Source organism: Brachybacterium tyrofermentans (genome assembly GCF_039526165.1).
Classification (GTDB): domain Bacteria; phylum Actinomycetota; class Actinomycetes; order Actinomycetales; family Dermabacteraceae; genus Brachybacterium; species Brachybacterium tyrofermentans.
This window is the reverse complement of the sequence record NZ_BAAAIR010000050.1, coordinates 140,938-166,420: the sequence shown is the minus strand read 5'-3', so window position 1 is coordinate 166,420 and position 25,483 is coordinate 140,938. Positions and strand designations below refer to the sequence as shown.

Here is a 25,483-nt window from a genome sequence, read left to right as displayed (position 1 = left end):
TCTCCAGTCAGCTGAACCCGTCGACGTGCGGCATGGCCGGCGCCGTCAGCAGAGACCCGCAGCGACCGTCCTCCAGAGGGTCGCAGCCGATGTCGCTGCGGGAGATGTCGGTCCTGACGCGCACTTCCGCCGTGCCCGATCCGCGCGGAGGCTCCTGCGCGGCGACCGGGTGCTTCGCGAGGACCCCGTCCGGGAAGAGACCGGTCACCGGGGTATGGCCGACCTCCGGGGCGAACCCCGGCTCTCGCACGGAGGCATATCCGTCGTCGCTCTCCGCGACCATGCCGTGGGGAGCCTCCCCCAGCGGCGCGGACAGAGGCGTCCACGAGCTGTCGTCGGCGCTCTCGAGCGCGGCGACCATCTCGTCGACCGCTGCCGTCGGGTCCGACCATTCCATTGCGTACGTCGTCACCTCGGTCAACGAGCAGAGCTGCTCGGCGGGACCACCCTCCGCGCCCGGGATGCCTGAGCACTCGATGTACCAGGTCTGGTCGATCGGCGCCCCGAGCACCGTCTCGATCGCCGCCTGCCTCTCTGCGGCGCGCTCCTCGAAGGGCTCGGCCTGCTCCGCGTACCCGGCCTCGGCGTCGGCCTGGGCCCGTGCGGCGATCGCACGTGCCTCCGCATCCGCCGCCGTCGCGGTCCCGGTGGTCGTGGGCCCGCCTCGCTGGACCAGCGCCGCCACCACGACCACGAGTGCGATCACGACCAGCACGGCGACCCCGGAGGATCCCGCGATCACCCACGTCCTGCGTGTCCGCTCCCCCATGACAGCTCCCCTCGTCCTGCTCGATGCTCTCCTGCCCCCGCCGCGTGCGCGATTCATCGGAAACCGTCGATCCGGGGCATCGCCGCCTCGTCGAGGACGAGGTCGGTGCCCAGGGCCTCGCCGCTCTCGATCGCCTCGAATCCCGGTTCATGTACGTAGGCCGTCCCGAGGTCTCCGGCTTCGGCGACCATCCCTCCCGGTTCCTCTCCGGGGTGCCTCGGGAGGGCCGTCCACGGCCCACCCCGCCCTGCGGTGACCTCATTCCCCGTGGTGGCCTCGGTGCCCTCGAGCACCGTGATGATCTCGTCGACCGCGGCATGCGGATCGGTCCAGTCGACCGCATACGTCGTCACCACGGAGAGATCGCAGAACTGGGCCGTCGGTACCGGCCCTCCCACGGCGATCCCTGAGCACCCGATGTACCAGGTCTCCTCGATCGACTGTCCGAGCACCGGCTCCCGAGCGGCCTGCCGCGCCGCGGCCTCCTCCTCGAACGGGCCGGACCATTTCTCGTAGCCCTGCTCCGCCTCCGTGCGGGCCCGCTCCGCAGGATGCGCGATCCCCCCCCTCGCCCGTAGTTCACCGCTGTGGCCACGATGGCCAGGACGACGGCCAGCACGACTGCCGTCACGACGGTCAGTGCCGTGCGTCGGCCGCGAGACATCTGCTCCCCCATGGTGCTCCCCCGCCATCGTGCCTCTGCTGTCACCCCAGCCGCTCGCGCGCCCCCCCTGGGGTGTTTGCAAATGCTAACGCATGGCGGGTCGTGTCGGCCGCCCTGACGGATCCGCGGTCGCGACCGCTCAGGCAGCCCGGCCCGCTATCCCTCGCCCCACCAGCGCAGCACCCGCAGCGCCTCCAGGGTGATCCATTTCGACGATTCGCCCTCGGGGACATCGACCTCGAACCACACCTCACCGGGCAGGACCTTCTGCTGGAGCCAGGTGCCGTCGGCCTGCTGCGCCTCGCGCACCATCGCCACGGCCTCCTCCATCCGGGATTCCTTCCGGCCGGCGAGCCGGAAGTGCTCGAGGGCGCGCAGCGCTGAGTAGATATGGCGCGGCGGGTAGAGGAAGTGATCCACCCAGGGCCCGGGCATCTCCCGAGTGCTCAGGGTCCAGGCCAGGTGACGCTCCAGCAGGTACTCCTCGCCGGCGTCGCGCGCGGCCCGCGTGGCCCCGGTGCCTCCGGTGGCCTTTTCATGGATCAGGAGTGCGCGCAGCACGTTGAGGGTGGAATGGAAGCTGGAGCGCACGGATCCGCTCTCCCACTCGCAGTTCCAGCCCCCGTCCTCCATGCGGTGCTCGAGGAACCAGTGCGGCAGGGATTCGACGTCCGCCCCCAGCCACAGACCGTTCGCGAGCGTCATCGCGTTGATGCAGCAGTCCACCTCGCCGCCCCAGTAGGGCAGCGAGTCGTCGTACTCCCAGTGCGAGTTCTCCGCCAGCAGCTGCGCCGTGTTCCGCTCGATCAGCGGGGCGGGGTCCATGCCCCATTCGCGCAGCATGGTCAGGCTCCAGGTGGTCGCCGTCCACGGCTGGCCGGGCAGGAGCTGATTCTCGTGGTTCTCGAAGAAGCCCTTGGGGAAGAAGGCCCCGCCGGCCCATTGGCCGTCCGGGTCCTGCTTCGCGAGCAGAGCCGCCCCGAAGCCCTCCTGCGGGATCCGCGCCCGGGTCGCCTCCCACTGCTGCGTCGGCGCGTCGAGCAGGTCTCGCTCCACCTGCCAGCGCAGAGCAGGGTCGGAATCGAGGAGCCAAGCGATCACATCGGTGGGTGCCATGGGACGATCCTGCCTCATGGGTGGACCGGAGGACCACCGTGCGGGCATTCCGGACACCCATGCACCACCCACGAATCGCCCGACCCGTGTGCAGATCGAGGTGTGATCCTCGAGCGCAGCCCCGGCCCCGGGGCACGACGGCGATCGGAAGGACCACGATGGGTACGATCAACCGCCTGTTCGGGATGGCGAAGCAGGCCATCGACCAGAACTCCTCATCGCAGGACCGCTCGAGCGGATCGAGCAAGGGCTCGGACTGGCGCACCATGGTGCGCTCCGCCGCCGACGCGTTCACCGGCGAGGGCGACCGACACGACCAGCGCGGCGGCCGGCGAACAGACCCGACCGAGAGTCGGAGTGAGCACTACGCTCCGAGAAGGGCGCAGCATCTCCGGAGAACTGGCGGACCGCAGGGGTCGGGGCTCTCGGACACCGACCGCCGCGCGATCGCCCGTTACGACTATCTGGTGCGCACAGCGGAGCCTGACCAGCTCGAGCAGGTCCATCGCGAGGCCTTCGAGCGCCTGACCCCGGAGCAGCGCGCACAGCTCGGCTCGACGATGCAGGAGGAGCTTCCCCTGTCGGAGCGGCCGCGAAGCGACGCCCCGCAGGACCTCGCCCGCTCGGCCACCCGTCTCGGTGTCCTCGATCCCCGGAAGCTGACGAGCCTGCTCACGCGCTCAGGGCGCGGCCCGGATGTGCGCAGTTCCGCTCCGCGGACCAGTGCCGATCAGAACGGCTCCCGCGCTCGCGGGGCGGGCGTATTCGGCGTCGGCGCGATCGGCACCGCAGGACTGCTCGGCGTCGTCGCCGGCGGCGCGGTCGTCACCAGCATCGGTGGTGCACTGTTGCAGGACGCGCTCGGTGAGGGGATCGACGTCGACAGCCTCACCGAAGGCTTGGGCGAGGATCTCGGCGGGTTGCCCGACGGCGTCGAAGGGCTCGGGAGCATCGAAGAGCTCGAGGGTCTGGGCGGCAGCGTCACCGATATCGGGGAACAGGCCTCCGGATTCGGCGATCAGGTGTCCGACCTGGGCCTCGGGGACCTGTTCGGACGCTGATCCGCGTCATGTCTCCGACCAGAGATCAGAGCTGGTACGGGCCGAACCGCGACCAGGCCACGAGCACGGAGAGGATTGCGAGCACGATCGAGGGCAGCGCCGCCGCGAAGCCGTCACCGCGGCGGATGTGCACGAGCGCTGCGAAGACCATCGTGATCGCGAGGCCGGCCGCCGCGAAGGCCACCAGGATCGTGGCGACCCCGGTGAGCGCGGGCAGGATCAGCCCGACGGCTCCCAGGATCTCGAGCACGCCGATGCCCACGATCACGCTGTGCGGGAAATCCTCGGCGTAGGGGGTGCGCTCGACCTGTTGCGCGCGCGGGGTGAGCAGCTTCGCCAGGCCCGACCCGATGAACACGGCGGCGAGCAGGAAGGCGAGGATCCACAGGACCAGGTTCATGACGTCGTCTCCTTCGTCGGGGCCTCCAGTATCCTCCCGCGGGACCAGTGGTGTCAGGTGATCGCCGTCGTCATCTCCCGATATCGTGCGACGACCACCGAGGCCACCGCCGGATCCGCACCCAGCGGAGCTGAGACCAGATCCGCGCCGCTGCGCTGCACCAGCCCCGCGAAATGCCCCGGGGCGAGCACATAGCTCACGGCGACCACCCGCCGGGCCCCGGCGGCCCGTGCCGCGGCGACCGCCTCGGGCAGCCGGGGCCGGACCCCCGCCCCGTAGCCGAGGGTGATCGGCGCAGGGAGCTCCGCCTGCAGGAGGTCCCGCATCCGTTCGACGGCGCGGGCCGAGGCAGGATCCGTCGAGCCCGCCGCAGCGAGCAAGACGTGGTCTCCCGGCCGGAACCCGGCATCGCCACCCGGCAACGCCGCGAGTCGGCTCGTGAGGACATCGACGAGCTCCGGATGCGGACCCAGCGCCGGCGCGGCCGTGGCCTGTGGATACGGAGCGCACGCAGCACCGATGTCGACCCGTGTGTGATGACCTGGCGACAGCAGCAGCGGCACGACCACCACCGGGCTGTCGGCCGCGACACGGGCGACGACCCCGCTGATCTCCGGCCGCTCGACGTCGACCACGGCGTGCTCGACCCGCACCCCGGGCAGCTCCCGCGCCGCCTGGGCGATCAGAGCGGCGATCGTCGTCCGACCGGCCGCTGACCGGGTGCCGTGCGAGCAGGCGATCAGCACCGGAGGGCCCACCGTAGCCGCCTCCATGACCGCACTCATGACCGCACCTCGTAGTGGTGCACGAGAGCGCGCACGAGAGATCCCAGACGGCCCCTGTCCGGCATCAGGACCGGGAGGCCGCGCGCCTCGACCGGGCCCGCGGTCACCGCTCCGATGCAGGCCATCACCAGCTGACCCGAGAGCGCCCGGTCCCGGATCGCCGCGAGGACGCTGAGCCGTTCCGACTCCTCCAGCCAGGCAGACGCCGCGGGGGCTGCGGTCAGCACCACCGCATCGACCTCTCCGACCGCGGCGCGCCGTACCGACCGCTGCAACGCCGCCGGGTCCCGCGGCGGGATGGAGCGGTACGGGGCCACGGCGACCACCTGGGCACCGCGGCGGCGCAGGAGCTCGTCGAGGCCGTCGGCCCCTGTGCCATGGTGCTGGATCGCGATCCGTCGCCCCCTGGCCCCTCCGGCCAGGAGATGATCCCCCACCTCGGCGGTGGTCTCGGTGTCCGCCACCCACGCGGTGAGCAGTCCCGCCTGTCGCACGGCACCGTGCGCCTTCGCTCCGCGCGCCACGATCCGGGCTCCGGCGAGCGCTGCGCGCAGATCCGTCCCCAGCCCGGCGGCGTCGGCCGCCTCCATCCAGCCTCGGAACCCGACACCGGTGAGCGCTGCGACGATCTCCGGCGGCTCGGCGATCAGGTCACCGGTGCGCTCGATGAGCAGTCCGTCCTCGTGAAGGCGGAGGGTCGACAGGGCCGGGGCGTGCTCGATCGTCGCCCCGTGACGACCGAGGGCCGAGGCGAGCTCCTCGGCACGACGTTCGACGGCGAGCACGATGGTGCGGCCGTCCAGGGCTGTCGTGAGCTGCGGGGCGGCGCTCATGCGAGGGCGTCCACCCGCACGGCATCCACCGGCTCGCTCGGTCGCGCCGGGAGCAGCAGCCCGGCACGGGCCACCTCGCCGATCACGATCACCGCGGGGCTGCGCACCCCCGTCTCCCGGGCGGCCGCGACGATCCCGCCGAGAGACGCCCTGGTGGTCCGCTGCCGGTCGGTGTGCCCGTCCTCCACGATCGCGACAGGCCGCGACGCCGGTGTCCCGTGGGCGAGAGCGTCGGCCACCAGCCGCTCCAGGCCCGCGACCCCCATCAGCACGATCGTGGTCACGGTGCTGTCCCCGAGCGCGGCGAGCGTCGCCGTGCTCAGCGGGCCCTGCCCGTGCACGATGTGGACCGTCCCGGCAGTGCCCCGGTGGGTGACGGGGATGCCGGCGGCCTGCGGAACGGCGATCGCACTGCTGACCCCGGGCACCACCTCGACCTCGATGCCCGCGGCCAGGCAGGCCGTGAGCTCCTCTCCCCCGCGGCCGAAGACGAACGGGTCTCCGCCCTTGAGCCTCACCACGCTCCGGCCGGCGCGGGCGTGCTCGATGAGCAGCGAGGTGATCCGCTCCTGCGGGACCGGGTGGTGACCGGGGTGCTTGCCGACGTCGATCACCTCGGCGCACCAGCCCAGCTCGGCGATTGCCTCGGGACCGGGCCCGAGGCGGTCGGCCACGATGACGTCCGCTTCTGCGAGCAGGCGGTGGGCGCGCATCGTCAGGAGATCCACCGGCCCGGGACCGCCGCCGACCAGGGAGACCTTCCCGGTCATCTCACCCTCCCCCACAGGAGGTACACGGTGCCCCGATCCTGGCGGGCCTGCCAGGTGCGCAGCCGTGCCGGGTCCTTGCCCCGCGGATCGAGGCAGGCGCCGGTTCGCAGGTCGAAGACCTGCTTGTGCATCGGGGATGCGATCGTGGGCGCGTCCCCGTGCGAGCCGACGATGCCGCGGGAGAGGACGTAGGCGTCGGAGTAGGGATCGCGATTGCAGGTCGCCCGGATGCTGCCGTCGGCCAGCAGGAACAGGGCGATCTGGGCGTGGTCGACGAGTGCGGCGCGCCCCCGCTCGATCTCGAGATCGTCCACCGAGCACACCGGGCGCCAGGTGGGCCCGGTTCGCGTCGTGGGTTCGAGGGTCTGCATGTTCATCGTCGTACCTCCAGTCGGGTGCCGGCGATGAGGACCTCGCCGGATCGTCGTTCCTCGCCGCTCGCCGGCCGGACCTGCCCCCGGGCGGGGGTGTAGGCCAGCGAGGGATCCGGGGTCTGCGGGGCGTTCACGAACGAGCGGAACCGCCGCAGCTTCTCGGGGTCGGCGAGGGTCGCCGCCCATTCGTCCTCGTAGTCCTCCACATGACGGTCCATCGCGGCGTCGAGATCGGTGCAGATCCCGAGGGAGTCCTCGAGGACCACCTCCCGCAGGGTGCCGATCCCGCCGTCGAGCGCCTGGAGCCACGGCGCGGTGCGCTGCAGCGTGTCGGCGGTGCGGAGGTAGTACACGAAGAACCTGTCGATGGTGCGCACGAGAGTCTCGTCGTCCAAGCCCTCGGCGAGCAGCTCGGCATGGCGCGGGGTCGCCCCGCCGTTGCCGCCCACGTACAGGTTCCAGCCCTGCGCGGTGGCGATGATCCCGGCGTCCTTGCTGCGCGCCTCCGCGCACTCACGGGCGCAGCCGGAGACGCCGAGCTTGAGCTTGTGCGGGGCGCGCAGACCGCGATAGCGCAGTTCCAGGCGCACGGCCATGGCGGTCGAGTCGAGCACCCCGTAGCGGCACCAGGCCGACCCCACGCAGGACTTCACGGTGCGCAGCGATTTGCCGTAGGCCTGCCCGGACTCGAACCCCGCGGCCACCAGCCGCTCCCAGATCGGCGGCAGCTCCTCGAGCCGCGCGCCGAACATGTCGATGCGCTGGCCGCCGGTGAGCTTGGTGTACAGCCCGAAGTCCCGGGCGATCTCGCCGATCACGATCAGGCCCTCCGGGGTGACCTCCCCGCCCGCCATCCGCGGGACCACGGAGTAGGTGCCGTCCTTCTGCATGTTCGCCATGACGTGGTCGTTGGTGTCCTGCAGGGTCGCGTTCTCCCCCTCGAGCACATGGCGCGGGGCGAGGGTCGCCAGGATGCTCGCGAGCGCCGGCTTGCAGGTGGCGCATCCGCGTCCGCTGCCGAATCGCCCGATGATCGCCGAGAACGTGGTCAGGCCCGAGACCTGCACGGCGTCGAACAGCTGACGGCGCGAGAGATCGAAGTGCTCGCACAACGCGGTCGAGACGGCACGTCCCATCCCGGCCAGCTCGGTGGTGACGAGGCCCTTGACCGCGAGCACGCAGGAGCCGCAGGTGGCGCCGGCCCGGGTGCAGGCCGCGACGGCACCGGCATCCTCGCAGCCCTCCTCGTGCACGGCCTCCCGGATCCGGCCGGCGGTCACCCCCGCGCAGGAGCAGACGACGGCCGCATCGGGCAGCTCGCCGCTCGGGGCGACCACACCGCCCTCCGGCAGGAGGTAGGCGGCCGGATCCGCTCCGAGCGCGCTCCCCACCAAAGGCCGCAGGGCGCCGTACGCAGAGGCGTCGCCCACCAGCATGCCGCCCAACAGCGTGCGGGCGTCGTCGGAGAGCACGAGCTTCTTGTACACCCCTCCGACGGGGTCCGCGTAGACCACGTCGAGCGCGCCGGGTGTGGTGGCGAAGGCGTCGCCGAAGCTCGCCACGTCCACCCCGGAGAGCTTGAGCTTGGTGGAGAGGTCAAAGCCGGTGAAGGTGGAGTCCCCGCCGAGCAGACGGTCCGCCGCCACCTCGGCCATCGCGTAGCCGGGGGCCACCAGGCCCACACAGCGGCCCTCGAAGGAGGCGACCTCCCCGATCGCCAGGATCGCGGGATCGCTGGTGCGGCAGCCGGCGTCGATCTCCACCCCGCCGCGCTCGGCGCAGTCCAGTCCCGCAGCGCGCGCCAGCTCATCCCGTGGGCGGACGCCGACGGTGAGGACCACCAGGTCAGCAGGGTCGCTGGACCCGTCGGCGTACTCGATGCCGACCACCTGCCCGTCGGCCCCCGCGGCGAGACGGGTGGTGCGGGCGCTCGTGCGCAGGACGATGTCGCGCTGCTCGAGGAGACGGCGCAGGGCGGTGCCGGCCGGAAGGTCGAGCTGGGCCGACATCACGCGGTCGCCCGACTGCACCACGGTCGCCGCGGCGCCGAGTCCCTGCAGGGCGCCGGCCGCCTCGAGCCCGAGCAGCCCGCCGCCGATGACGACTCCGCGCACCGCGCGTCCCCGTCGGCGCGCAGCGGCCTCGACGTGCTCGACGTGCGCGCGCAGCTGCCGGACGTCGTCCAGGGTGCGGTAGACGAACACTCCCGGCAGCTCGGCGCCCTCGATCGGCGGTCGTGCGGCCGCGGACCCGGTCGCGAGGACGAGGCGGTCGTAGCCGTGCACCTGCCCGCTGCGGGTGACGACCTGGCGCTCCTCGCGGTCGATGCGGGCGACGGGGTCCCCGGCGAGGAGGCGCACGCGCGGATCCTGGAACGGCTCGGGATCCAGGGACAGCGACCCGGGATCGGCGCCGTCGACGTACCGGCTCAGCCCCACCCTGTCGTAGGGAGCGCAACCCTCCTCCCCGAGCACGGTCACCTCGAGACCGTCCCCGGCCCGGGAGAGCAGGCTCTCGACGAGACGGTGGGCGACCATCCCGGCGCCGACCACCACCAGGCGGGTGGCGCTCATCGCACGACCGCCACGGGCTGGGCGCTGGTGGGGGCGGGAGCGGCGGCAGGGCTGGCGGCCGGGCTGACGGCCGGCACCCGCGCCGGGGCGGTGCGGTGGTGCGTGGCATACAGCACCAGACCCACGAAGACGACACCGCCGACGAGGTTGCCCAGCACGGTCGGGATCTCGTTCCAGACCAGGTAGTCGCCGATCGTGAAGTCCGCGCCGAGCAGAAGCCCCGAGGGGAACAGGAACATGTTCACCACGGAGTGCTCGAAGCCCATGGAGAAGAAGAGCATCACGGGCATCCACATCGCGATGACCTTGCTGATCAGAGCGTCGGACATCATCGCGGCGATGACCCCGGTGGAGACCATGACGTTGCACAGCACCCCGCGCAGGAAGAGGGTGAGCATGCCGCCCGCACCGTGCTCGGCATAGCCGACGGTGCGGCCATGGCCGATCTCGCGGATCGCGAGCCCGACCTCGTTCGGGGCGGTCGAGAAGGCGTAGGTGAAGCAGATCGCCATCACCAGGGCGACGGTGAACGCTCCCGCGAAGTTCCCGACGAAGACGAGGCCCCAGTTGCGCAGGATCGACCGGACGCTCGCCCCCGGTCGGCGGGCCAGCAGTGCCAGCGGAGCCAAGGTGAAGACCCCGGTGAGCAGGTCGTAGCCGAGCAGGTACAGCAGGATGAAGCCGATGGGGAACAGCAGCGCGCCGAGCAGCGGCTGCCCGGTCTGGACGGTGACCGTGACGGCGAAGGCGGCCCCCAGCGTGAGGAGCGCGCCGCCCATGAAGCCGCGGATCAGGGTGTCGCGCGTGGACAGCAGCAGCTTGCCGGCACCGGCATCGATCATGCGTCCGACGAGGTCAGCGGGCTTGACGTAGGACATGCGCACTCCTGGGGAGGTGGGGATCGAGCTCGCCGCCAAACTATGGGCGGCGCCGGGGATCCCCTAGGGCCAGGGTGTTGCGTGACCTTCCTGTGACATTCCGTCCCAGGGACGGACGCACAGTCTGCGGTGCCGGGTCAGTAGGAGGCGCGCACCAGTCGTTCGTGTCCGGTCTCCTCGAGCACCGCGATGTCGGAGTTCGCCTTGAGGAAGTCGGAGAAGGAGCGGAACCCGAGGGTCTTCTCGCTGAAGGACGGGTCCATGCGGCGCATGTGCGACTTCACCGCAGAGCTGTGCAGCCACTCGCTGTCGCCGCGCCCGCCCAGCTGCAGCGCGCGCTGGAGCAGACGGGTCGCCGCCTCGCGCGGATCCTCCGAGCTCTCGATGTCGTCGTCATCGACGGCGTCGGCTGCGGCGTCGGCCGCCTCGGCTGCGGCGGCATCAGCAGCGTCCTGGGCCGACTGCGCCGTCGCGTCAGATCCTGCGGACCCGGCGGACCCGGCGGACCCGCTGGAGTCGCCGCCGCCCCGGCCCCGTCCGCTGCCGCTGCTCTGGCCCCGGCGGGTGCGGGTCCTCGTGGGTGCCTCGGGACGCTCGACGCCCGGGAGGTTGTCATAGGCCTCGAACTCGTCGCAGGCCGCGGCGAGGGACTTCGCGGTGGAGCCTGCCACACCCATCGCGATGACGTAGCGGCCGAGGCGGCGGCAGCGCTGCGCAAGCGGGACGAAGTCGGAATCGCCGGCGACGATCACCACGTGGGTGAGGTCAGGGATGCGGAACATGTCCTCGACGGCGTCCACGGCGAGGCGGATGTCGGCGCCGTTCTTCGCATAGGCGGCGGCCGGGAACAGCTGCACGAGGTCCACGGCGCGGGCGACCAGCTGCGAGCGGTACTCGGCGTTGACCGGGGAGGACCAGTCGGCATAGGCGCGGGTGAGCATGAGGGAGCCGAAGGAGGCGGCGTAGTCGATGATCGCGCCAACGTCGACCGTCGCCTTCGCGAGGCGCTCGGCGATCTCGGGCTCCGTGGGATCCTCGGCGATGCGCTGACGGTCGCGGCCATAGGCATTTCGTCCGTGCACCCGGTCGTACCAGGACATCACGATGTTGTCGAAGTCCAGGTAGACGGCGACGCGGGGATCAGAGAGTTCGGCCATGGGTCCAGTCTGCCCCGTGCGAGCACCGGCAGATACCGACGCGCCGTGGAGATCGGTGTGCGCAGTGAGGGCTGGCGCACGTCGCGGGCGTGGGAGCTGACCGACAGGGGAGTGCAGGCGCTGGGTGATGAAGACCCTTCGGGGCGCCCTGAGCGCTGCGCGTCGCTCCACCATCCCCTGCACACCGTTCCGCAGTGACCGATTCCCCTGATTTGACCCAGCCTTCGAGCCGATTTCCGGACGGCCCCACACGTGCATTCTTCGCGCGCGCCGTGAGAATTCCGTAGAGCGCTTCTCCTGCACAGCCTGAGGGACGGTGCGCGGCATCGTGCCGAGCCACAGACGGAGACCGCCCCACCCGCACCTCACCGCCCGCCACCCTCAGCGAACCCATGTGGCGATGGGTCGACGTCACTCCAGGTCCCGGGAGCATTGACGCCGCCTCGACCGGCCGCACCCGAGTCCGATCTGCAGAACATCGGCGGCGAGTCCGCTGCGTGCCCACCGCGAGTCCATAGCGATCCTGCGGCGACTCTGCGGCGACTCCCCCGTGATGCCACGACGACCCTTCCTCCCCAGAGACACTTTATCCACAGTGCCAGATCATCATTTTGTGGATACCGCTCGGGAACATTATGGAAGTTATCCACACCCCTTCATCGGGGTCATTCCGCCGACTACGATCGAAGCAGTCGGATTCAGGGCGCAGGACCGCACCGCGGCCAGGCGACAGAGGGCAGCAGAGGGGGTGCAGGGCATGAGCGCGCAGAGTCACAGCGTGCCGTTCGTTGAGGAGCCGGATGACGACGAGAGCACGGTCGACGACGAGAACGCAGTCGACGACGGGATCGCAGTCGACGAGCGGGCGTTCCTCGACTCGCTCCCGCGACGCCTGCAGATCGTCGATGCCCGCTCTCCCCTCACCCGCGATGGCCTTCCTGACCGCACAGAGTGCGGGAAGGACCCGGAGCTGGGCGCTGCCGCACAGCGGGTCTGGGATGCCGAGAAGTCCAGCGCCCGCGCCCTCGCCGGCAGGTATCGCGCGCTCGCCGAGCTCTTCGACTGCGAGAGGGAGGATGACGAGGACGAGGAGGACGTCACGACGGCGCGTGCCGCGATCGCGCTGCGCGTCACCCACGGCGTCGCCCGATGGGAGCTGCGCTCGGCGCATCGCGCGGCCCATCATCTGCCCCGCACGTTCAGCCTGCTGGAGGGCGGCCGCTTCCCTTCCTGGTGGTTCCAGCGCATGGTGCGTGAATCGGAGGATCTGAGCGAGGAATCGCGACGTCAGCTCGACCTCGCCGTCGCCACCTGGTCCACGGACATCCCGGTGGACCGCTTCATCACGCTGCTCGGCGCCCTGGTGGGCCTGCTCGCCCGCCGAGAGGAGGAGCTCGAGGAGGCACCTCCGCTGCCGCGGGAGATCACCATCGCCCCGGACACCACCCGCGGGGCCGGTTCTCTGGTCGCACGTGGCCCCATCCCGGAGATCCTCGCGTACTGGAAGCGGCTGGATGAATCGGCCCGAGCGATCCAGGCAGCGCAGCGGAAGGCCCTTCGGGACGACACGGAGATCCCGTACGACGTGGACGACCTGGTCACCTCGACAGGTCGTCCGCTCCCCCTGGACCGCCTGCGCTACGAACTCCAGCTGAACGCCACCTTCGATACCGGGGACGTCCCGATCCCGGGCCCACGGTTCCGGCTCAACGTCACGGTGCCCGCCCTCACCCTGCTCGGCGCCTCGGACGCTCCCGGCATGCTGGACGGCACCACACCGATCCCGCCCGAGATGGCCCGTCTGCTGGCCGGTGGGCAGGAGACCTGGTTCCGCGTGCTGACCGATCCCTGCTCCGGCGCATTCCTGCCCCTCCCGGCGGACCGCTATCAGCCCAGCCAGACGATGCTCGAGCACCTGCGGCTGCGCAACGCCACGTGCGCCGTGCCCGGCTGCACCCGCCCTGCGTCCTGGGCCGCCGAGTGCGATCACCTCGAGGAGTTCGACCACGAGCACCCCGAGCGCGGTGGCCGCACCGAGCTGGAGAATCTCCACATGCTGTGCTGGCAGCACCACCAGGACAAGACCGCCGGGCTCCTCGACCCCGCCCGGATCCCCACCGCCACACGCGAACCCGGCCGAACCCGCTGGCGCCTCGGCCGCACGGGCGACCACGCCATCGTCGCCGACGACGTCGACCTCGCCACGCGGATCGCGGTCGAGGAGCTCGAGGCCGCCTGGCGGACGCATCTCGCACGGCGCACGCAGAGGACGGCACAGGGGGCGACGCAGGCGGGTACTGAGAAGACTGCGACGAAGGATGCCGACCCGGCGACCACGCCGGCGTCGCTGCCAGCCCCACCGCCCGAACCACCACCGGAGCCGCCATGGAGCCTGCGGCCGGAGAGCCCGCCAGGACCCTGCGATCCGGAGGATCCACCGCCCCCGTGAGAGCGGGTCAGGTCACTCGGTCGTCGCCGCGGGCTTCGTGCCGATCTGCAACGACTGCCGCTTGCGATGCACGGTCAGGTACTCCAGGCCGTGCTCACCCGCGAGGAAGCCGCGCACGGTGCGCCGGGGCAGGAGCGCGACGTCACCGCTGCGCAGCGGCTCCTCGCCATGCTCCGTGATGAGGGTGCCCGCGCCGCGCACCACGTGGACGAAGGTGTCGACCTCCGCGCCCACATGCGTCTCGATCCGGTCACCGGCGGGCAGGCGGATCAGGTTCGAGTCGAGCTCACGATCCGGTTCGGCGATGGACCACACGGCGCCACGGTGCGGCTGCTCGGGCAGATCGTCGGTATTGGTCAGGATCGGCATGTGCTCTGCTCCCAGCGGTCGGTGTCACTCGCGAACGTACACGTCGTGCCGGGGAACCCGGCCTGGCTGGATAGCCATGGGGTGACGACGCGGGTCGGGGCGATCAGGGGGCGGGTCGCCTGGGGGCTGTCGCGACGGCGACGGCGACGAGATCAGCGGCCGGCCCGGTGAGGGTGCGCGGGCCCTTCCAGACCGCGGTGAGCGGTCGGCGGAGTCGCGCCCCGGCCACGGGCACCCGGCACAGCTGACCGGTCTCGAGCTGCGCCCGCACGGCCAGCATGCTCAGCACCGCGGGCCCGGCCCCGGAGGAGACGGCGACCCGCACCGCCGCATTGCTGCTGAGCTCCTGCACCGGCGGAGTGCTCGCCGCCGCCGGAACCAGCTCTTCGAAGGCGTCGCGGGTCCCGGATCCGCCCTCGCGCACCACGAGCGGAGTGGCCGCGAGCTCCTCGAGCGCCATCGGCTCGGCGCGCTCCGCGTGCGCCGCCCAGGGGTGGTCCGGGGAGACCACCAGCACCAGCTCGTCCTCGCGCAGGGTGCGGGCATGGACCCAGCGGGGCACGTGCGGGGTCTCGATGAAGCCGAGCTGCAGCTGCCCGCCGCGGATCTGCTCCAGCACCTGCGTGGAGTTCAGCACTCGCAGATCCACCCGCACGCGAGAACTGGTGCGGCGCAGGTCGGTGAGCCATGCCGGCATGAGGTGCTCGGCGATGGTCATCGACGCGCCGACCTGCAGGTCAAGGGTGTCGTCGTCCCTGCTGTGCCGCAGCCAGGCCGCAAAGTCGTCGGCCGCCTCGAGCAGCTCGCGGGCATGGGCGGCGTAGAGCAGCCCGGCCGACGTGGGCCGCGAGCCCCGCGGGTTGCGATCCAGCAGCGGCATCCCGGCCTGCGCCTCGAGCTGGCCGATCATGCGGCTGGCGTTGGGCTGGTACATGCCGAGGCTGCGAGCGCCCGCACCGAGCCCGCCCTCGTCCACGACGGCGACGAAGAGGGCGAGGGCCTGCAGGTTCGGGAGAGCATCGGGCATATCAGAAGGATATGCCCTGATCGACTATTGCCGTCTACCGGGTCCTGACCCGCGGTGACAGGGTTCTTCGCATGCCCGAAATCGTCAACCCCACCGGCACCGGTCCCACGAGGACTGTCCCCCTCGATGCCGCGACCACGACCACCGCTCCCCCAGCGCACCGCCCCTCACTCCTCCCCGGCCTGGCCCTGAGCCTCGCCGTGGCCGTTCTCGCGCAGCTGGTCGCACCCTTCCTCCCCGGGGTCAGCGCACTGATCATCGCGATCATCGTGGGCATCGCGCTCGCGAACACCGCGGGCCTGCCGGCGCCCGTGGCGGCCGGCACGGACTTCTCCGCGAAGAAGCTGCTCCGAGCGGGCATCGTATTGCTGGGGCTCCAGCTGGTGCTCGGCGACATCCTCGCCCTCGGCGCTCCGATGCTCCTCGTGGTGGTCTGCGTCGTGGTGGGCGGGATCGTCGGCGCCCTCGCGCTGGGCAGGCTGCTGAAGGTCGATCCGCGCCTCACCCTGCTGATCGGCTGCGGCTTCTCGATCTGCGGCGCCGCTGCGGTCGCCGCCGCGGCAGGAGTCACCGATCCCGACGATGAGCATGAGGAGAAGACGGTCACCGCGGTGGCGCTCGTGGTCATCTTCGGCACTCTGATGATCGCTCTGCTCCCGGCGGCCGCCACGCTCCTGGGCCTGTCCGAGCGCTCCGCGGGCCTGTGGGCGGGGGCGTCGATCCACGAGATCGCCCAGGTGGTCGCCGCCGGCGGCGTGCTCGGTGGCGGCGCCCTCACGGTCGCCGTGATCGTGAAGCTCGCCCGCATCCTCATGCTCGCCCCCGTCATGGCGGTGCTCGGCGCCCGCGAGCGCTCCCGCGGGACGGCCGACGGGAAGCGCCCGCCCCTGGTGCCGCTGTTCGTGCTCGGCTTCCTGGCCCTGGTGCTGCTGCGCTCCGTCGTCCCGCTTCCCGAGACCGTGCTGAGCATCGGCGCCCTGCTGCAGACCACCCTGCTCGCCGCCGCGATGTTCGCCCTCGGCACCGGAGTGAAGGTGCGCACGCTGCTCCACGTCGGAGCCCGCCCCTTCGTGCTCGCAGCACTGGTCACGCTGCTCGTCGCCGCGATCGCTCTGGGTGGGGTGCTGCTCGTCGACTGAGAGGCCGTCCGATCCGCATACGCGGACGTAGAATGGCATCCATGTCGCAGATACGGGTTCGCGAGGCCGCCACCTTCCTCGGAGTCAGTGATGACACCGTGCGTCGCTGGATCGAGAAGGGCACCCTCAAGGCCACGGCCGACGGCAGCGGGCGGACCGTCCTGGACGGGGTCGAGGTGGCGCGCATGGCCCGCGAGCTCGCCGTGGCCCCCGAGCTCGCCGGCGCGACCCGGACGTCGGCCCGCAACCGCTTCGTGGGTCTCGTGACGAAGGTCGTCATGGACACCGTCATGGCCCAGGTCGAGATGCAGTGCGGGCCCTTCCGGGTGGTCTCCCTGATGAGCAGCGAGGCCGTCCGCGAACTCGGCCTCGAGCCGGGCTCGGTCGCCAGCGCGGTCATCAAGGCGACACACGTCGTCATCGAGGCGGAGACGCCCGGTCCCGTCCCCAGTCCCAGCCCACAGTCCGGCTCCGGTTCCGGCTCCAGATCGTCGGCCGCCCCCGCTCCGGAAGGAAGCCCGTGAGCGCCGTCCGCCGCTCCCGCGCCGCTGTCGCGTGCCTCGCCGCCACCGCCGCGCTAGCCCTCACCCTCGGCGCCGCGGGCTGCAGCACCGTCGGCGGCGGGCCGGACGCCGCGGAGGGTGACGCCGGGCCGACCACCCTCACGGTTTATGCCGCGGCATCGCTCCAGGAACCCTTCGAGGACCTCGGCGAGCAGTTCGAGGCTGATCACGAGGGCGTGGACGTGGAGTTCAGCTTCGCCGGGTCCTCCACCCTGGTCGGACAGATCCAGCAGGGCGCTCCGGCCGACGTCTTCGCCTCGGCCAACACCTCGAACATGGACAAGCTCGTCGACGCGGACCTCCAGGCCGCCGATCCGGTCGAGTTCACCACCAACACGCTGATGATCGCGGTGCCCGCGGGCAATCCTGCGCACGTCACCGACCTCGCCTCGCTCACGGGGGACGAGATCAATCTGGTCGTCTGCGCACCCGAGGTGCCCTGCGGCGCGGCCGCCGAGGCCGTCGAAAGGGCCGCCGGGGTGGACTTCTCCCCCGTCAGCGAGGAGCAGTCCGTCACCGATGTGCTGAACAAGGTCTCCAGCGGCGAGGCCGATGCCGGGCTGGTCTACGTCACCGACGTGAAGAAGGCCGGGGACGGCGTCGAGGGCATCGCCTTCCCCGAGTCGGACAGCGCGGTGAACACCTACCCGATCACCACCGTGAAGGGCTCCGCGCAGCCCGAGCTCGGTCAGGAGTTCGTGGATCTCGTGACCGGGGAGTCCGGGCAGCAGATGCTCGGCGGGTACGGCTTCGGCGAGCCCGACACCGGCGGGGCATGAGGTGAGATCCCTTCCCCGCTGGGTGCTGCTCCCGGCCCTGCTCGGCGCCCTTTTCGTGCTCCTGCCGCTGGTGGCGATGGCCACGCGCGTGCAGTGGGGCAGCTTCGCCGAGCTGATCACCAGCGAATCCTCCCTCCAGGCCCTGCGGCTGAGCCTGCAGACCTCGGCCACGAGCGCGCTGGCCTGCGTGATCCTCGGCGTGCCGCTGGCGCTGCTCCTGGCCCGCACGAGCTTCCCGGGCCTGTCGCTGCTGCGCTCCCTGGTGCTCATCCCCCTGGTGCTGCCCCCGGTGGTGGGAGGCATCGCCCTGCTGTACACCGTCGGCCGTCAGGGTCTGCTCGGCCAGCAGCTCGAGCTCCTCGGGATCCAGATCGCCTTCTCCACCACCGCCGTGGTGATCGCCCAGACCTTCGTGGCCCTCCCCTTCCTCGTGATCAGCCTCGAGGGGGCGCTGCGCACGGCCGGGACCCGCTACGAGATCGCTGCCGCCTCCCTCGGCGCACGGCCCTCGCGGGTGCTGGCGACCATCACCCTTCCCCTGGTGCTGCCCGCCCTGCTCTCGGGCACCGTGCTCTCCTTCGCCCGGGCGCTGGGCGAGTTCGGGGCGACGATCACCTTCGCCGGCAGCCTCCAGGGCACCACGCGCACCCTGCCCCTGGAGATCTACCTGCAGCGTGAGAGCGATCCCCAGGCCGCGGTCGCGCTGTCCTTCGTACTGATGATCGTCGCGGTGCTCATCATCGCGGTCGCCCGACGGCGGGTGAGCGCATGACCCTCACCCTGGAGGCGGTTGTCCCCGAGCGCGGACTCCATGTCGCCCTCGACGTCGCCGACGGCGAGACGCTCGCCCTCGTCGGTCCCAACGGCGCCGGGAAGTCGAGCGTCCTCTCCCTGATCGCGGGCACGCTGCGCCCGGCCGCCGGCCGGATCACGCTCGACGGCAGGCTCCTGAGCACGAGCGACCTGCTGGTCCCCCCGCACGATCGCGCCGTCACCACGCTCGCGCAGGATCCGGTCCTGTTCCCCCATCTCAGCGTCGCCCAGAACATCGCCTTCGGGCTGCGGGCACAGGGCACGCCACGGCGCAGGGCCCGCGAGGAGACCTCCCGGTGGCTCACCGAGATCGGGCTGGAGGAGCTCGCGGACCGCAAGCCCTCCCAGCTCTCGGGCGGACAGGCGCAGCGGGTGGCGATCGCCCGCGCCGTGGCGGCGACCCCGCGCCTGCTGCTGCTGGACGAGCCGATGGCCGCCCTGGACATCGACGTGGCGCCCGCGCTGCGCGAGCTGCTGCGACGCGTCCTCGCCGAGCGCACCACGATCCTCGTCACCCATGACGTGCTCGACGTCGTCACCCTCGCCGATCGGGTGGCCGTGCTCGAGGACGGACGACTGATCGAGAGCGGGCCGACGGCGGAGGTGCTCGCCCGACCCCAGGAGCAGTTCACGGCGCGCCTGGCCGGGGTGAACCTGCTGACCGGGACCTGGGACGGCCGTACGGTCGACGGCACGCTCGCCGGGGTGGCGCACGAGCCGGTCTCCGTGGGGACGAGGGTCCGAGCCGCCGTGCGGCCGGCGCACGTGGAGCTGCTCGAGGGCGGCGCGCACCCCTCGCCGGGGACCATGGTGCTGGCCCGGCAGGTGACGGATCTCGAGCCGCGCGGCGACCTGGTGCAGGTGCGCGCCGGGGAGATCGCCGCGGACCTCACTCCGCAGCTGGTGGCCCGCCAGCGGCTGCGGCCCGGGGACGAGGTGCGCCTGGGGATCCGCGCGGCGGACGTCGCGATCTACCCGGCGCGCTGAGCAGGAGGCGCACAATGGGCTCATGGACGACACCTCGACGCAGGAGAGCTCCAGCAGCGGGCTGACCGTGATGATCGCGTTCTTCGCGAATCTGCTGGTCGCCATCGCGAAGACGGTTGTCGCGCTGCTGACGGGCTCCGCCTCGATGCTCGCCGAGGCCGTGCACTCCTGGGCGGACACCGGCAACCAGATCTTCCTCCTCATCGGCGAGCGCCGGGGCCGACGGGAGCCCGACCGCTCCCATCCGATGGGGTACGGCCGCGACAGCTACGTGTGGGCGATGTTCGCCGCGATCGGCCTGTTCGCCGTCGGCGCCGGGGTCTCCGTCTGGCACGGCATCCAGTCCCTCGGGACCGAGGAGACCGAGGGCGTCCCGTACGGCTGGGCCTACCTGGTGCTCGGCATCGCCTTCGTCCTGGAAGGCTTCTCCTTCCTGCAGGCGCTGCGCCAGGCACGCCGGGGGCCCGGTCGCGCCGGGTCAGCCCGCTGCGCCACGTGAGCACGACCTCGGATCCGATGCTGCGGGCGGTGTTCGCCGAGGACGCCTGCGCCCTGATCGGCCTGGTGCTCGCCGCGCTCGGCATGGGCCTGCACCAGCTCACCGGTCAGCCCGTGTGGGATGCGATCGGCTCGATCCTGGTGGGTCTGCTGCTCGGGGTGGTGGCGATCCTCCTGATCGCCCGCAACACGGCGTTCCTCACCGGCGAGGGCGCCTCCCCGCAGGCCAGCGCCGAGCTGCTGCGCATGCTGCAGGAGCATCCCGAGGTGGAGAGCGTCAGCTTCCTGCACACCGAGTGGGTCGGCGCGGATCAGCTCCTCGTGGTCGCGTCGGTGGACCTCTCCGGGGACGCCGCGGAATCGGCACTGCAGGACACCGTCCAGGCCATCGAGGACCAGCTCGAGGAGAATCCGCACGTGCGGCGCGCGCTGCTCACCCTGAGCCATCCCGACAGCGCGCCCCTGGGCGCCGCGTGATCGATCTGCGCGCCCTGCAGCAGGAGCTGCTCGGGGAGCACGGGCCGCAGGGCTGGTGGTGGCCCGGAGAGGAACGCTTCGAGATCGCTGTCGGCGCGGTGCTCGTCCAGCGCAGCCGCTGGGAGCAGGCCGATCTGTCGATCATCGCGCTGCGGGCGGCCGGCCTGCTGGAGCCGGGCGCTCTGGCGGGCGCCGACGAGGAGCTGGTGCGCGAGCTCGTGCGCGGCTCGGGGTTCCCGACCTCGAAGCCCCGCCGGCTGCAGGCCCTGGCCCGATGGGTGGAGCAGCGCGGCGAGGCGGCCCTCGCGATGGACGACGCCGCTCTGCGGGCGGAGCTGCTGGCGGTCGAGGGGATCGGCGAGGAGACGGCGGACGTGATCGGTCTGTACTGCTTCGAGCGCCCGGCCTTCGTGTGCGACGAGTACGCCCGACGGGTGCTGCGGGAGCGCGGAGCCGAGGTGCCGGGCTCCTACCGGGCGTTCCGACGGGAGATCGCCCCTGCCCTGGCGCGTGCCGACTTCACCGTCGCCGAGCTCGCGGAGCTGCACGGCCTCCTCGTGGAGGAGGGGAAGCGGACCTCTCTCCGGCGGGCTCCTATGAGGCGAGCTCGCTCGCGGACTCGCTGATCGCGGCCCAGATCTCGTCCAGCGACAGGCCCAGCACACCGGCGATCGCTGCGATCGTCGGGAACGCCGGGGTCGCGACCCGACCGGACTCGATCTTGCGGAGCGTCTCCGGGGAGACCCCGGCCGTGAGCGCGATCTCGAGCATCGACCGGTCTCCGCGGGCCCGGCGCAGGAGGGCTCCGAGCCGCTCGCCGCGCTCGATCTCGTGGGGTGTGAGAGGTAGTCGGACCATGCTGCCCATACTAATACCGGTATAGGATTACCGGGATAGTTATCGGTACAGTCCGGAAGGCACCGCATGATCGAGATCCTCACCCCCACCGAGCTGACGCGCGCCCGGAGCACCGGTCGTCTCGTCGCCGAGATCCTCCAGGCGCTCGCGAGCCGCAGCATCATCGGCACCTCCCTGCTGGAGATCGACTCCTGGGCCCGCGAGCTGATCCTCGATGCCGGCGCGGAGTCCTGCTACGTCGACTACGAGCCGTCCTTCGGTCGCGGCCCGTTCGGCCACTACATCTGCACGGCCGTGAACGATGCCGTGCTGCACGGGATGCCCCGCGACCAGACGCTCGCCGACGGCGACCTGCTGACCCTCGACCTCGCGGTGCTCCGGAACGGGGTCGCTGCCGATGCCGCCCTCAGCGTGATCGTCGGCACGAAGCGGCCCGCACGGAGCGTCGCGATGATCGAGACCACGCAGCGCGCCCTGGCGGCCGGGATCGCCGCAGCCGGCCCAGGGGCCCGCCTGGGCGACGTCTCGGCGGCGATCGGCGCCGTGCTGCAGGGAGCGGGCTATCCCGTGAACACCGAGTTCGGAGGCCACGGGATCGGGTCGACCATGCACCAGGACCCGCATGTGCCCAACATCGGTCGTGCCGAGCGCGGCTACCGCCTGCGCCCGGGGCTGCTGCTCGCGCTCGAACCCTGGGTCATGGAGGACACGGACGAGCTCGTGGTGGATGCCGACGGCTGGACGCTGCGCAGCGCGACCGGCGCGCGGGCGGCGCACACGGAGCACACGATCGCGATCACCGAGGACGGCGCCGAGATCCTGACCGTCTGCTGACGCCTGCAGGAGCAGCTTCGGTTCCCGCACCGATCAGGACACCCGTGACGCCGCGCGATCGAGGAGGTCGCGCACGGCGGAGTCGAAGAGCTCGGGCTCCTCGAGGTTCGGATAGTGGGCGGCGCCGGGGACCTCGACATAGCGGCCGTCGGGGACGACATCCGCCAGGCGACGGCCGTTGGCACGATGGTCGGCCCCGTCGAGGGCGCCGCACAGGGCGAGCACCGGAACCTCCAGTCCAGGAAGGCGTTCCCAGGTGTCCCGGACAGCGGTCGGTGCCGGCGGCGGCACCGGGGTCCCGTCGGGCGCGGTGCGCAGATGGCCGACGACCGTATCCCTGGCCATCATGGCGATGCGGTCACGCACCGCCGGGTCCACCTGGTCGAGCGTCCGCGTCGGGCCTGCGGTGAACCGCTGGAACACGTCGATCCAGGCCTGCAGGTCACCTCCCTGCTCCGCGGCCCTCCAGTCCCCGAAGGCCTGGAGGGCCCAGGGATCGGTGAACTCCGGCTCGCTCGTCCCGGTGCCGCAGACCACGATCCCTGCAACCCGTTCAGGGTGCTCGAGGGCGAGGTCACCGGCCGTTCCGCCGCCCATCGAGATTCCGACGACCACGACCTGCTCGAGGTGGAGGGCATCCAGGAGGGCGAGGACGTCGTCGACCAGACGGTGCTCCCCCTCGGCGTCCGAGGAGCCGCCGTGGCCGCGCGCGTCGGGGACGATGATCCGCCTGTCGGGGAAAGCTGCGAGCTGAGGGTGCCACAGCCGTTTGTCCACGGCGCCGCCATGAAGGAGCACGAGCGGCGGCGCGCCGGAGGTGGGGTCACCCTCGTCGTAGAAGGCGATGCGCTGATCGGACAGGTCGAGGTGATGCACCGTGGGGATCATGACACCTAGGGTGTCATAGTTTTCGCCTATGACAACCCCGTTGTCATACTGGGCCGATGAGCACACCCTCCTCACGCGATGCGCTTCCCCCCGATGCGCTCGCGGAACGCCTCGCCGAGGTCTATGCGGCGATCGGGCCGGTCTACCGGCGAGTCGCCCGGATCGTCGAGCACGACGGGCACAGCAGCGGGCTGTCCGTGGGAGTGCGCAACGTGCTGGATCAGCTGCGACGCCGTGGCGAGCTCACGGTCCCCCAGCTGGCTCACGAGCAGGATCTCAGCCGTCAGTTCGTCCAGCGGATGGTCCATGACGCGCGAGGCGCGGATCTCGTGGAGCTGGTGGAGAATCCTGCCCACCGGCGCTCGTCCCTGGTGCGCATCACCCCTGCCGGCCGGGAGGCGATCGGCGCCGTCATCGGGCGGGAGCATGAACTGATGGGGCGCGTCGGCGGTCACCTCACCGCTGCCGAGCTCGAGGCGACCGTACGGGTGCTGCGCCACATGGACGCGGCGCTGGTCGAGATAGAGGTCGAACGGGGCCAGTTATGACACCTCAGGTAGCACGGAAGCTCGACGTGAAGAAGGATCTCGAGACCTACCGGGCCCGCCGCGGGACCTTCCGGACCCTCGAGGTCCCCTCGATGCACTTCCTCATGATCGACGGGCAGGGCGATCCAAACACGTCGCCGGCTTACGAGGCGGCGCTCGGGGAGCTCTACCCGCTCGCGTACGCCCTGAAATTCCGCAGCCGGAGGACACTCGGCCGGGACTACGTGGTCCCACCGCTGGAGGGCCTGTGGTGGGCCGATGACATGGAGGCGTTCACCGCCCTGCGCGACAAGAGCCGGTGGCACTGGCGTCTGATGCTCATGACGCCGCCGTGGATCACGGCGGAGCAGGTGGAGACCGCGGGAGCCGTGCGCTGGGAGCAGTTCGCCGAGGGACTGTGCGTGCAGACCCTCCACGTCGGTCCCTACGACGCCGAGGGCCCGGTGCTCGAGCAGATGCATCACGAGGTGATCCCCGCTCGGGACCTGGAGATGACGGGCCGGCACCACGAGATCTATCTCGGGGACCCGCGTCGCGCAGCCCCGGAGCGCCTGCGCACGATCTTGCGCCAACCGGTGCGCCGCATGCTCAGATGAGCACCTCGCCGGACCGGGCGACGACGCGTCCGCCGGCAAGCACGAGCTCCCGGCGCGGGGCGCGAACGATCGCGTCGGGCACGTTCTCCGCCTCCATCAGGATCAGATCCGCGCGGGCACCGGGCACGAGATCGTGCACCTCGCGGTGCACGAACCCTGCCGCGTCGCTGGACGCGAGCCGCGCGACCTGCACGAGGTCCTCGTCGCGGCGCCCCCCGTGCAGCCGTGCGAAGTCCAGGGCCACCCGCAGCAGGTCACCGTCCCCGTAGGGGGACCAGAGATCGCGCACGCCGTCGGTGCCCAGCCCCAGGCCCACGCCGGCGTCGCGCATCCGGGCCCAGGGCAGCGGCGCTGACCCGATGGGGGCGACGGTGCTCCAGGATATGCCGAGCTGCGCGAGCTCCTCGAGCAGGGCCTCCTGCCGACCTGCGGGCAGCTGCCCCAGGGCGAAACCGTGGGCGATGTTCACCTTTCCCTCGAGCCCGGCGCGGCAGGTGCGGTCGATGATCAGCTCGTACTCGAAGGCCCCCAGCTCGCCCCCGGCATGGAGATGGATGTCGAGACCGCAGCCGTGCCGCGCGGCGATGTCGAAGAGGCCGTCGAGCTGGCCGACGGGGTCCCGGTCGATGAGGCAGGGATCCAGTCCGCCGATGCTGTCCGCGCCCGCGAGCGCCGCACGGTCCAGCAGCTCCAGGACACCCTCGCGCCGGATCACGCCGTCCTGCGGGAAGGCGACGATCTCCACCTCGAGCGCGCCCTCCAGACGTGCGACCGCCTCCTGGACCGCGGCGATGCCGTCGAGACCGACCCCGAGATCGACGTCGACGTGGCTGCGGGCGGCGGTGGTCCCATGACGGAGGAACTCCCTCAGCACGCGCTCGGTGACGTCGGGCCCCGGGATCCCGAGGGCGTCCCGCTCCGCGCGCTCGTGCGCGATGCGCCCCTGCGTCGTCGGCTCACCGCCGTAGGACACCCAGGGCCGACCCCACCAGGACTTGTCCACGTGAGCGTGCGCATTGATCAGTCCGGGAAGCGCGAGCATGCCGCGCCCGTCGATGACCTCGGCTCCCTCCGGCGCCTCCCCTCCGGGCGGGAGCACCGCCGCGACGGTGTCGCCGTCGATCAGGAGGTCGGCGGGATCGTGACCCCAGGGCCGGATGGAGCGGAGGATCGTGAGCGTCATGCAGAAATGGTATACCGAAATGGGGTCGGCGCGCCGCAGATCCGGCTCCGAGATGTCCGCTCCGCCCCGCCCTGACTGCTCCGCCTCGCCCTGAC

The 25,483-nt window shown here is 71.6% G+C and carries 29 protein-coding genes; 13 read left to right on the top strand and 16 right to left on the bottom strand.

Annotated features, from left to right (window positions below):
- Positions 1 to 7 precede the first annotated feature (7 nt).
- From ABD093_RS17980 to ABD093_RS17970, 3 genes are all read right to left on the bottom strand, one after another.
- Complete coding sequence (locus ABD093_RS17980; protein WP_193115942.1) at positions 8 to 742, bottom strand: hypothetical protein; 735 nt, start codon at positions 740 to 742, stop codon at positions 8 to 10.
- An 80-nt stretch (positions 743 to 822) separates the two neighbouring features.
- A complete protein-coding gene (locus ABD093_RS17975) occupies positions 823 to 1,221 on the bottom strand; it encodes a hypothetical protein (protein ID WP_343926197.1) in 399 nt (132 codons plus the stop codon).
- A 368-nt stretch (positions 1,222 to 1,589) separates the two neighbouring features.
- Positions 1,590 to 2,549 carry a prenyltransferase/squalene oxidase repeat-containing protein gene (locus ABD093_RS17970; protein ID WP_193115944.1) on the bottom strand — a complete coding sequence of 320 codons (960 nt, stop codon included), beginning with the start codon at positions 2,547 to 2,549 and terminating at the stop codon, positions 1,590 to 1,592.
- 158 nt (positions 2,550 to 2,707) lie between these two features.
- On the opposite strand from ABD093_RS17970, the gene ABD093_RS17965 reads away from it, so the two are divergent.
- Positions 2,708 to 3,610 (top strand): cation-transporting ATPase, encoded by a 903-nt coding sequence (locus ABD093_RS17965; RefSeq protein WP_193115945.1) that lies wholly within the window; start codon positions 2,708 to 2,710, stop codon positions 3,608 to 3,610.
- Between the two features lie 25 nt (positions 3,611 to 3,635).
- Here ABD093_RS17965 and ABD093_RS17960 read toward each other — a convergent pair whose 3' ends face one another.
- The 8 genes from ABD093_RS17960 to ABD093_RS17925 form a co-directional block, all read right to left on the bottom strand.
- Complete coding sequence (locus ABD093_RS17960) at positions 3,636 to 4,010, bottom strand: DoxX family protein (RefSeq protein ID WP_343926195.1); 375 nt, start codon at positions 4,008 to 4,010, stop codon at positions 3,636 to 3,638.
- Between the two features lie 53 nt (positions 4,011 to 4,063).
- Positions 4,064 to 4,795: a sirohydrochlorin chelatase gene (locus tag ABD093_RS17955; RefSeq protein ID WP_343926193.1), complete on the bottom strand. Its 732-nt coding sequence runs from the start codon at positions 4,793 to 4,795 to the stop codon at positions 4,064 to 4,066.
- Entirely contained in the window at positions 4,792 to 5,628 is an 837-nt protein-coding gene (locus tag ABD093_RS17950; protein ID WP_193115947.1) for a uroporphyrinogen-III synthase, read from the bottom strand. The genes ABD093_RS17955 and ABD093_RS17950 overlap by 4 nt, the downstream gene beginning before the upstream one ends.
- Complete coding sequence (cobA, locus tag ABD093_RS17945; RefSeq protein WP_193115948.1) at positions 5,625 to 6,398, bottom strand: uroporphyrinogen-III C-methyltransferase; 774 nt, start codon at positions 6,396 to 6,398, stop codon at positions 5,625 to 5,627. Before cobA ends, ABD093_RS17950 begins: the two co-directional genes overlap by 4 nt.
- Positions 6,395 to 6,775, bottom strand: coding sequence for a nitrite reductase small subunit NirD (gene nirD, locus ABD093_RS17940; protein WP_193115949.1), 381 nt, complete (start codon positions 6,773 to 6,775; stop codon positions 6,395 to 6,397). The genes cobA and nirD overlap by 4 nt, the downstream gene beginning before the upstream one ends.
- On the bottom strand, positions 6,772 to 9,345 hold the full coding sequence (gene nirB, locus ABD093_RS17935) for a nitrite reductase large subunit NirB (RefSeq protein WP_193115950.1): 2,574 nt from the start codon (positions 9,343 to 9,345) through the stop codon (positions 6,772 to 6,774). The genes nirD and nirB overlap by 4 nt, the downstream gene beginning before the upstream one ends.
- Positions 9,342 to 10,223: a formate/nitrite transporter family protein gene (locus ABD093_RS17930; protein ID WP_193115951.1), complete on the bottom strand. Its 882-nt coding sequence runs from the start codon at positions 10,221 to 10,223 to the stop codon at positions 9,342 to 9,344. The genes nirB and ABD093_RS17930 overlap by 4 nt, the downstream gene beginning before the upstream one ends.
- A gap of 137 nt (positions 10,224 to 10,360) precedes the next feature.
- On the bottom strand, positions 10,361 to 11,380 hold the full coding sequence (locus ABD093_RS17925) for an NYN domain-containing protein (RefSeq protein WP_193115952.1): 1,020 nt from the start codon (positions 11,378 to 11,380) through the stop codon (positions 10,361 to 10,363).
- Between the two features lie 778 nt (positions 11,381 to 12,158).
- Here ABD093_RS17925 and ABD093_RS17920 point away from each other — a divergent pair.
- On the top strand, positions 12,159 to 13,829 hold the full coding sequence (locus tag ABD093_RS17920) for an HNH endonuclease signature motif containing protein (RefSeq protein ID WP_343926189.1): 1,671 nt from the start codon (positions 12,159 to 12,161) through the stop codon (positions 13,827 to 13,829).
- 12 nt (positions 13,830 to 13,841) lie between these two features.
- Here the strand turns inward: ABD093_RS17920 and ABD093_RS17915 are convergent, their stop codons facing one another.
- Together ABD093_RS17915 and ABD093_RS17910 are read right to left on the bottom strand one after the other, a co-directional pair.
- Entirely contained in the window at positions 13,842 to 14,198 is a 357-nt protein-coding gene (locus ABD093_RS17915) for a cupin domain-containing protein (RefSeq protein ID WP_193115954.1), read from the bottom strand.
- 103 nt (positions 14,199 to 14,301) lie between these two features.
- Positions 14,302 to 15,225 (bottom strand): LysR family transcriptional regulator, encoded by a 924-nt coding sequence (locus ABD093_RS17910; protein ID WP_193115955.1) that lies wholly within the window; start codon positions 15,223 to 15,225, stop codon positions 14,302 to 14,304.
- A 71-nt stretch (positions 15,226 to 15,296) separates the two neighbouring features.
- Between ABD093_RS17910 and ABD093_RS17905 the strand changes: the two genes are divergently transcribed.
- Genes ABD093_RS17905 through ABD093_RS17870 form a run of 8 tightly spaced genes read left to right on the top strand, consistent with a single transcriptional unit; the run spans position 15,297 to position 21,107 of the window.
- Complete coding sequence (locus ABD093_RS17905) at positions 15,297 to 16,364, top strand: YeiH family protein (RefSeq protein WP_193115956.1); 1,068 nt, start codon at positions 15,297 to 15,299, stop codon at positions 16,362 to 16,364.
- 41 nt (positions 16,365 to 16,405) lie between these two features.
- Entirely contained in the window at positions 16,406 to 16,888 is a 483-nt protein-coding gene (locus ABD093_RS17900) for a TOBE domain-containing protein (protein ID WP_193115957.1), read from the top strand.
- Complete coding sequence (gene modA / locus ABD093_RS17895; RefSeq protein WP_193115958.1) at positions 16,885 to 17,706, top strand: molybdate ABC transporter substrate-binding protein; 822 nt, start codon at positions 16,885 to 16,887, stop codon at positions 17,704 to 17,706. Before ABD093_RS17900 ends, modA begins: the two co-directional genes overlap by 4 nt.
- Position 17,707: 1 nt before the next feature.
- Positions 17,708 to 18,478 carry an ABC transporter permease gene (locus ABD093_RS17890; protein ID WP_343926186.1) on the top strand — a complete coding sequence of 257 codons (771 nt, stop codon included), beginning with the start codon at positions 17,708 to 17,710 and terminating at the stop codon, positions 18,476 to 18,478.
- Positions 18,475 to 19,506: a sulfate/molybdate ABC transporter ATP-binding protein gene (locus ABD093_RS17885; RefSeq protein WP_343926184.1), complete on the top strand. Its 1,032-nt coding sequence runs from the start codon at positions 18,475 to 18,477 to the stop codon at positions 19,504 to 19,506. Before ABD093_RS17890 ends, ABD093_RS17885 begins: the two co-directional genes overlap by 4 nt.
- 22 nt (positions 19,507 to 19,528) lie before the next feature.
- Positions 19,529 to 20,005 carry a cation diffusion facilitator family transporter gene (locus ABD093_RS17880; protein ID WP_343926182.1) on the top strand — a complete coding sequence of 159 codons (477 nt, stop codon included), beginning with the start codon at positions 19,529 to 19,531 and terminating at the stop codon, positions 20,003 to 20,005.
- Positions 20,002 to 20,481, top strand: a complete 480-nt coding sequence (locus ABD093_RS17875; RefSeq protein WP_343926180.1) for a cation diffusion facilitator family transporter — start codon at positions 20,002 to 20,004, stop codon at positions 20,479 to 20,481. The genes ABD093_RS17880 and ABD093_RS17875 overlap by 4 nt, the downstream gene beginning before the upstream one ends.
- A complete protein-coding gene (locus tag ABD093_RS17870; protein ID WP_343926178.1) occupies positions 20,478 to 21,107 on the top strand; it encodes an endonuclease III domain-containing protein in 630 nt (209 codons plus the stop codon). The genes ABD093_RS17875 and ABD093_RS17870 overlap by 4 nt, the downstream gene beginning before the upstream one ends.
- Here ABD093_RS17870 and ABD093_RS17865 read toward each other — a convergent pair.
- Entirely contained in the window at positions 21,076 to 21,339 is a 264-nt protein-coding gene (locus ABD093_RS17865) for a helix-turn-helix domain-containing protein (RefSeq protein ID WP_343926176.1), read from the bottom strand. The two genes, ABD093_RS17870 and ABD093_RS17865, sit on opposite strands and share 32 nt — an antisense overlap.
- Before the next feature lie 66 nt (positions 21,340 to 21,405).
- Between ABD093_RS17865 and map the strand changes: the two genes are divergently transcribed.
- Positions 21,406 to 22,173: a type I methionyl aminopeptidase gene (gene map / locus ABD093_RS17860; protein ID WP_343926174.1), complete on the top strand. Its 768-nt coding sequence runs from the start codon at positions 21,406 to 21,408 to the stop codon at positions 22,171 to 22,173.
- A gap of 33 nt (positions 22,174 to 22,206) precedes the next feature.
- On the opposite strand, the gene ABD093_RS17855 is transcribed toward map, so the two are convergent.
- Positions 22,207 to 23,061 carry an alpha/beta fold hydrolase gene (locus tag ABD093_RS17855; RefSeq protein ID WP_193115965.1) on the bottom strand — a complete coding sequence of 285 codons (855 nt, stop codon included), beginning with the start codon at positions 23,059 to 23,061 and terminating at the stop codon, positions 22,207 to 22,209.
- 56 nt (positions 23,062 to 23,117) lie between these two features.
- Between ABD093_RS17855 and ABD093_RS17850 the strand changes: the two genes are divergently transcribed.
- Both ABD093_RS17850 and ABD093_RS17845 read left to right on the top strand, forming a co-directional pair.
- Positions 23,118 to 23,609, top strand: coding sequence for a MarR family winged helix-turn-helix transcriptional regulator (locus ABD093_RS17850; protein WP_343926172.1), 492 nt, complete (start codon positions 23,118 to 23,120; stop codon positions 23,607 to 23,609).
- Positions 23,606 to 24,205, top strand: coding sequence for a GyrI-like domain-containing protein (locus ABD093_RS17845; protein ID WP_193115967.1), 600 nt, complete (start codon positions 23,606 to 23,608; stop codon positions 24,203 to 24,205). The genes ABD093_RS17850 and ABD093_RS17845 overlap by 4 nt, the downstream gene beginning before the upstream one ends.
- Here ABD093_RS17845 and ABD093_RS17840 read toward each other — a convergent pair.
- Positions 24,198 to 25,388 (bottom strand): amidohydrolase, encoded by a 1,191-nt coding sequence (locus ABD093_RS17840; RefSeq protein WP_343926170.1) that lies wholly within the window; start codon positions 25,386 to 25,388, stop codon positions 24,198 to 24,200. The genes ABD093_RS17845 and ABD093_RS17840 overlap by 8 nt on opposite strands.
- Positions 25,389 to 25,483: the final 95 nt, after the last annotated feature.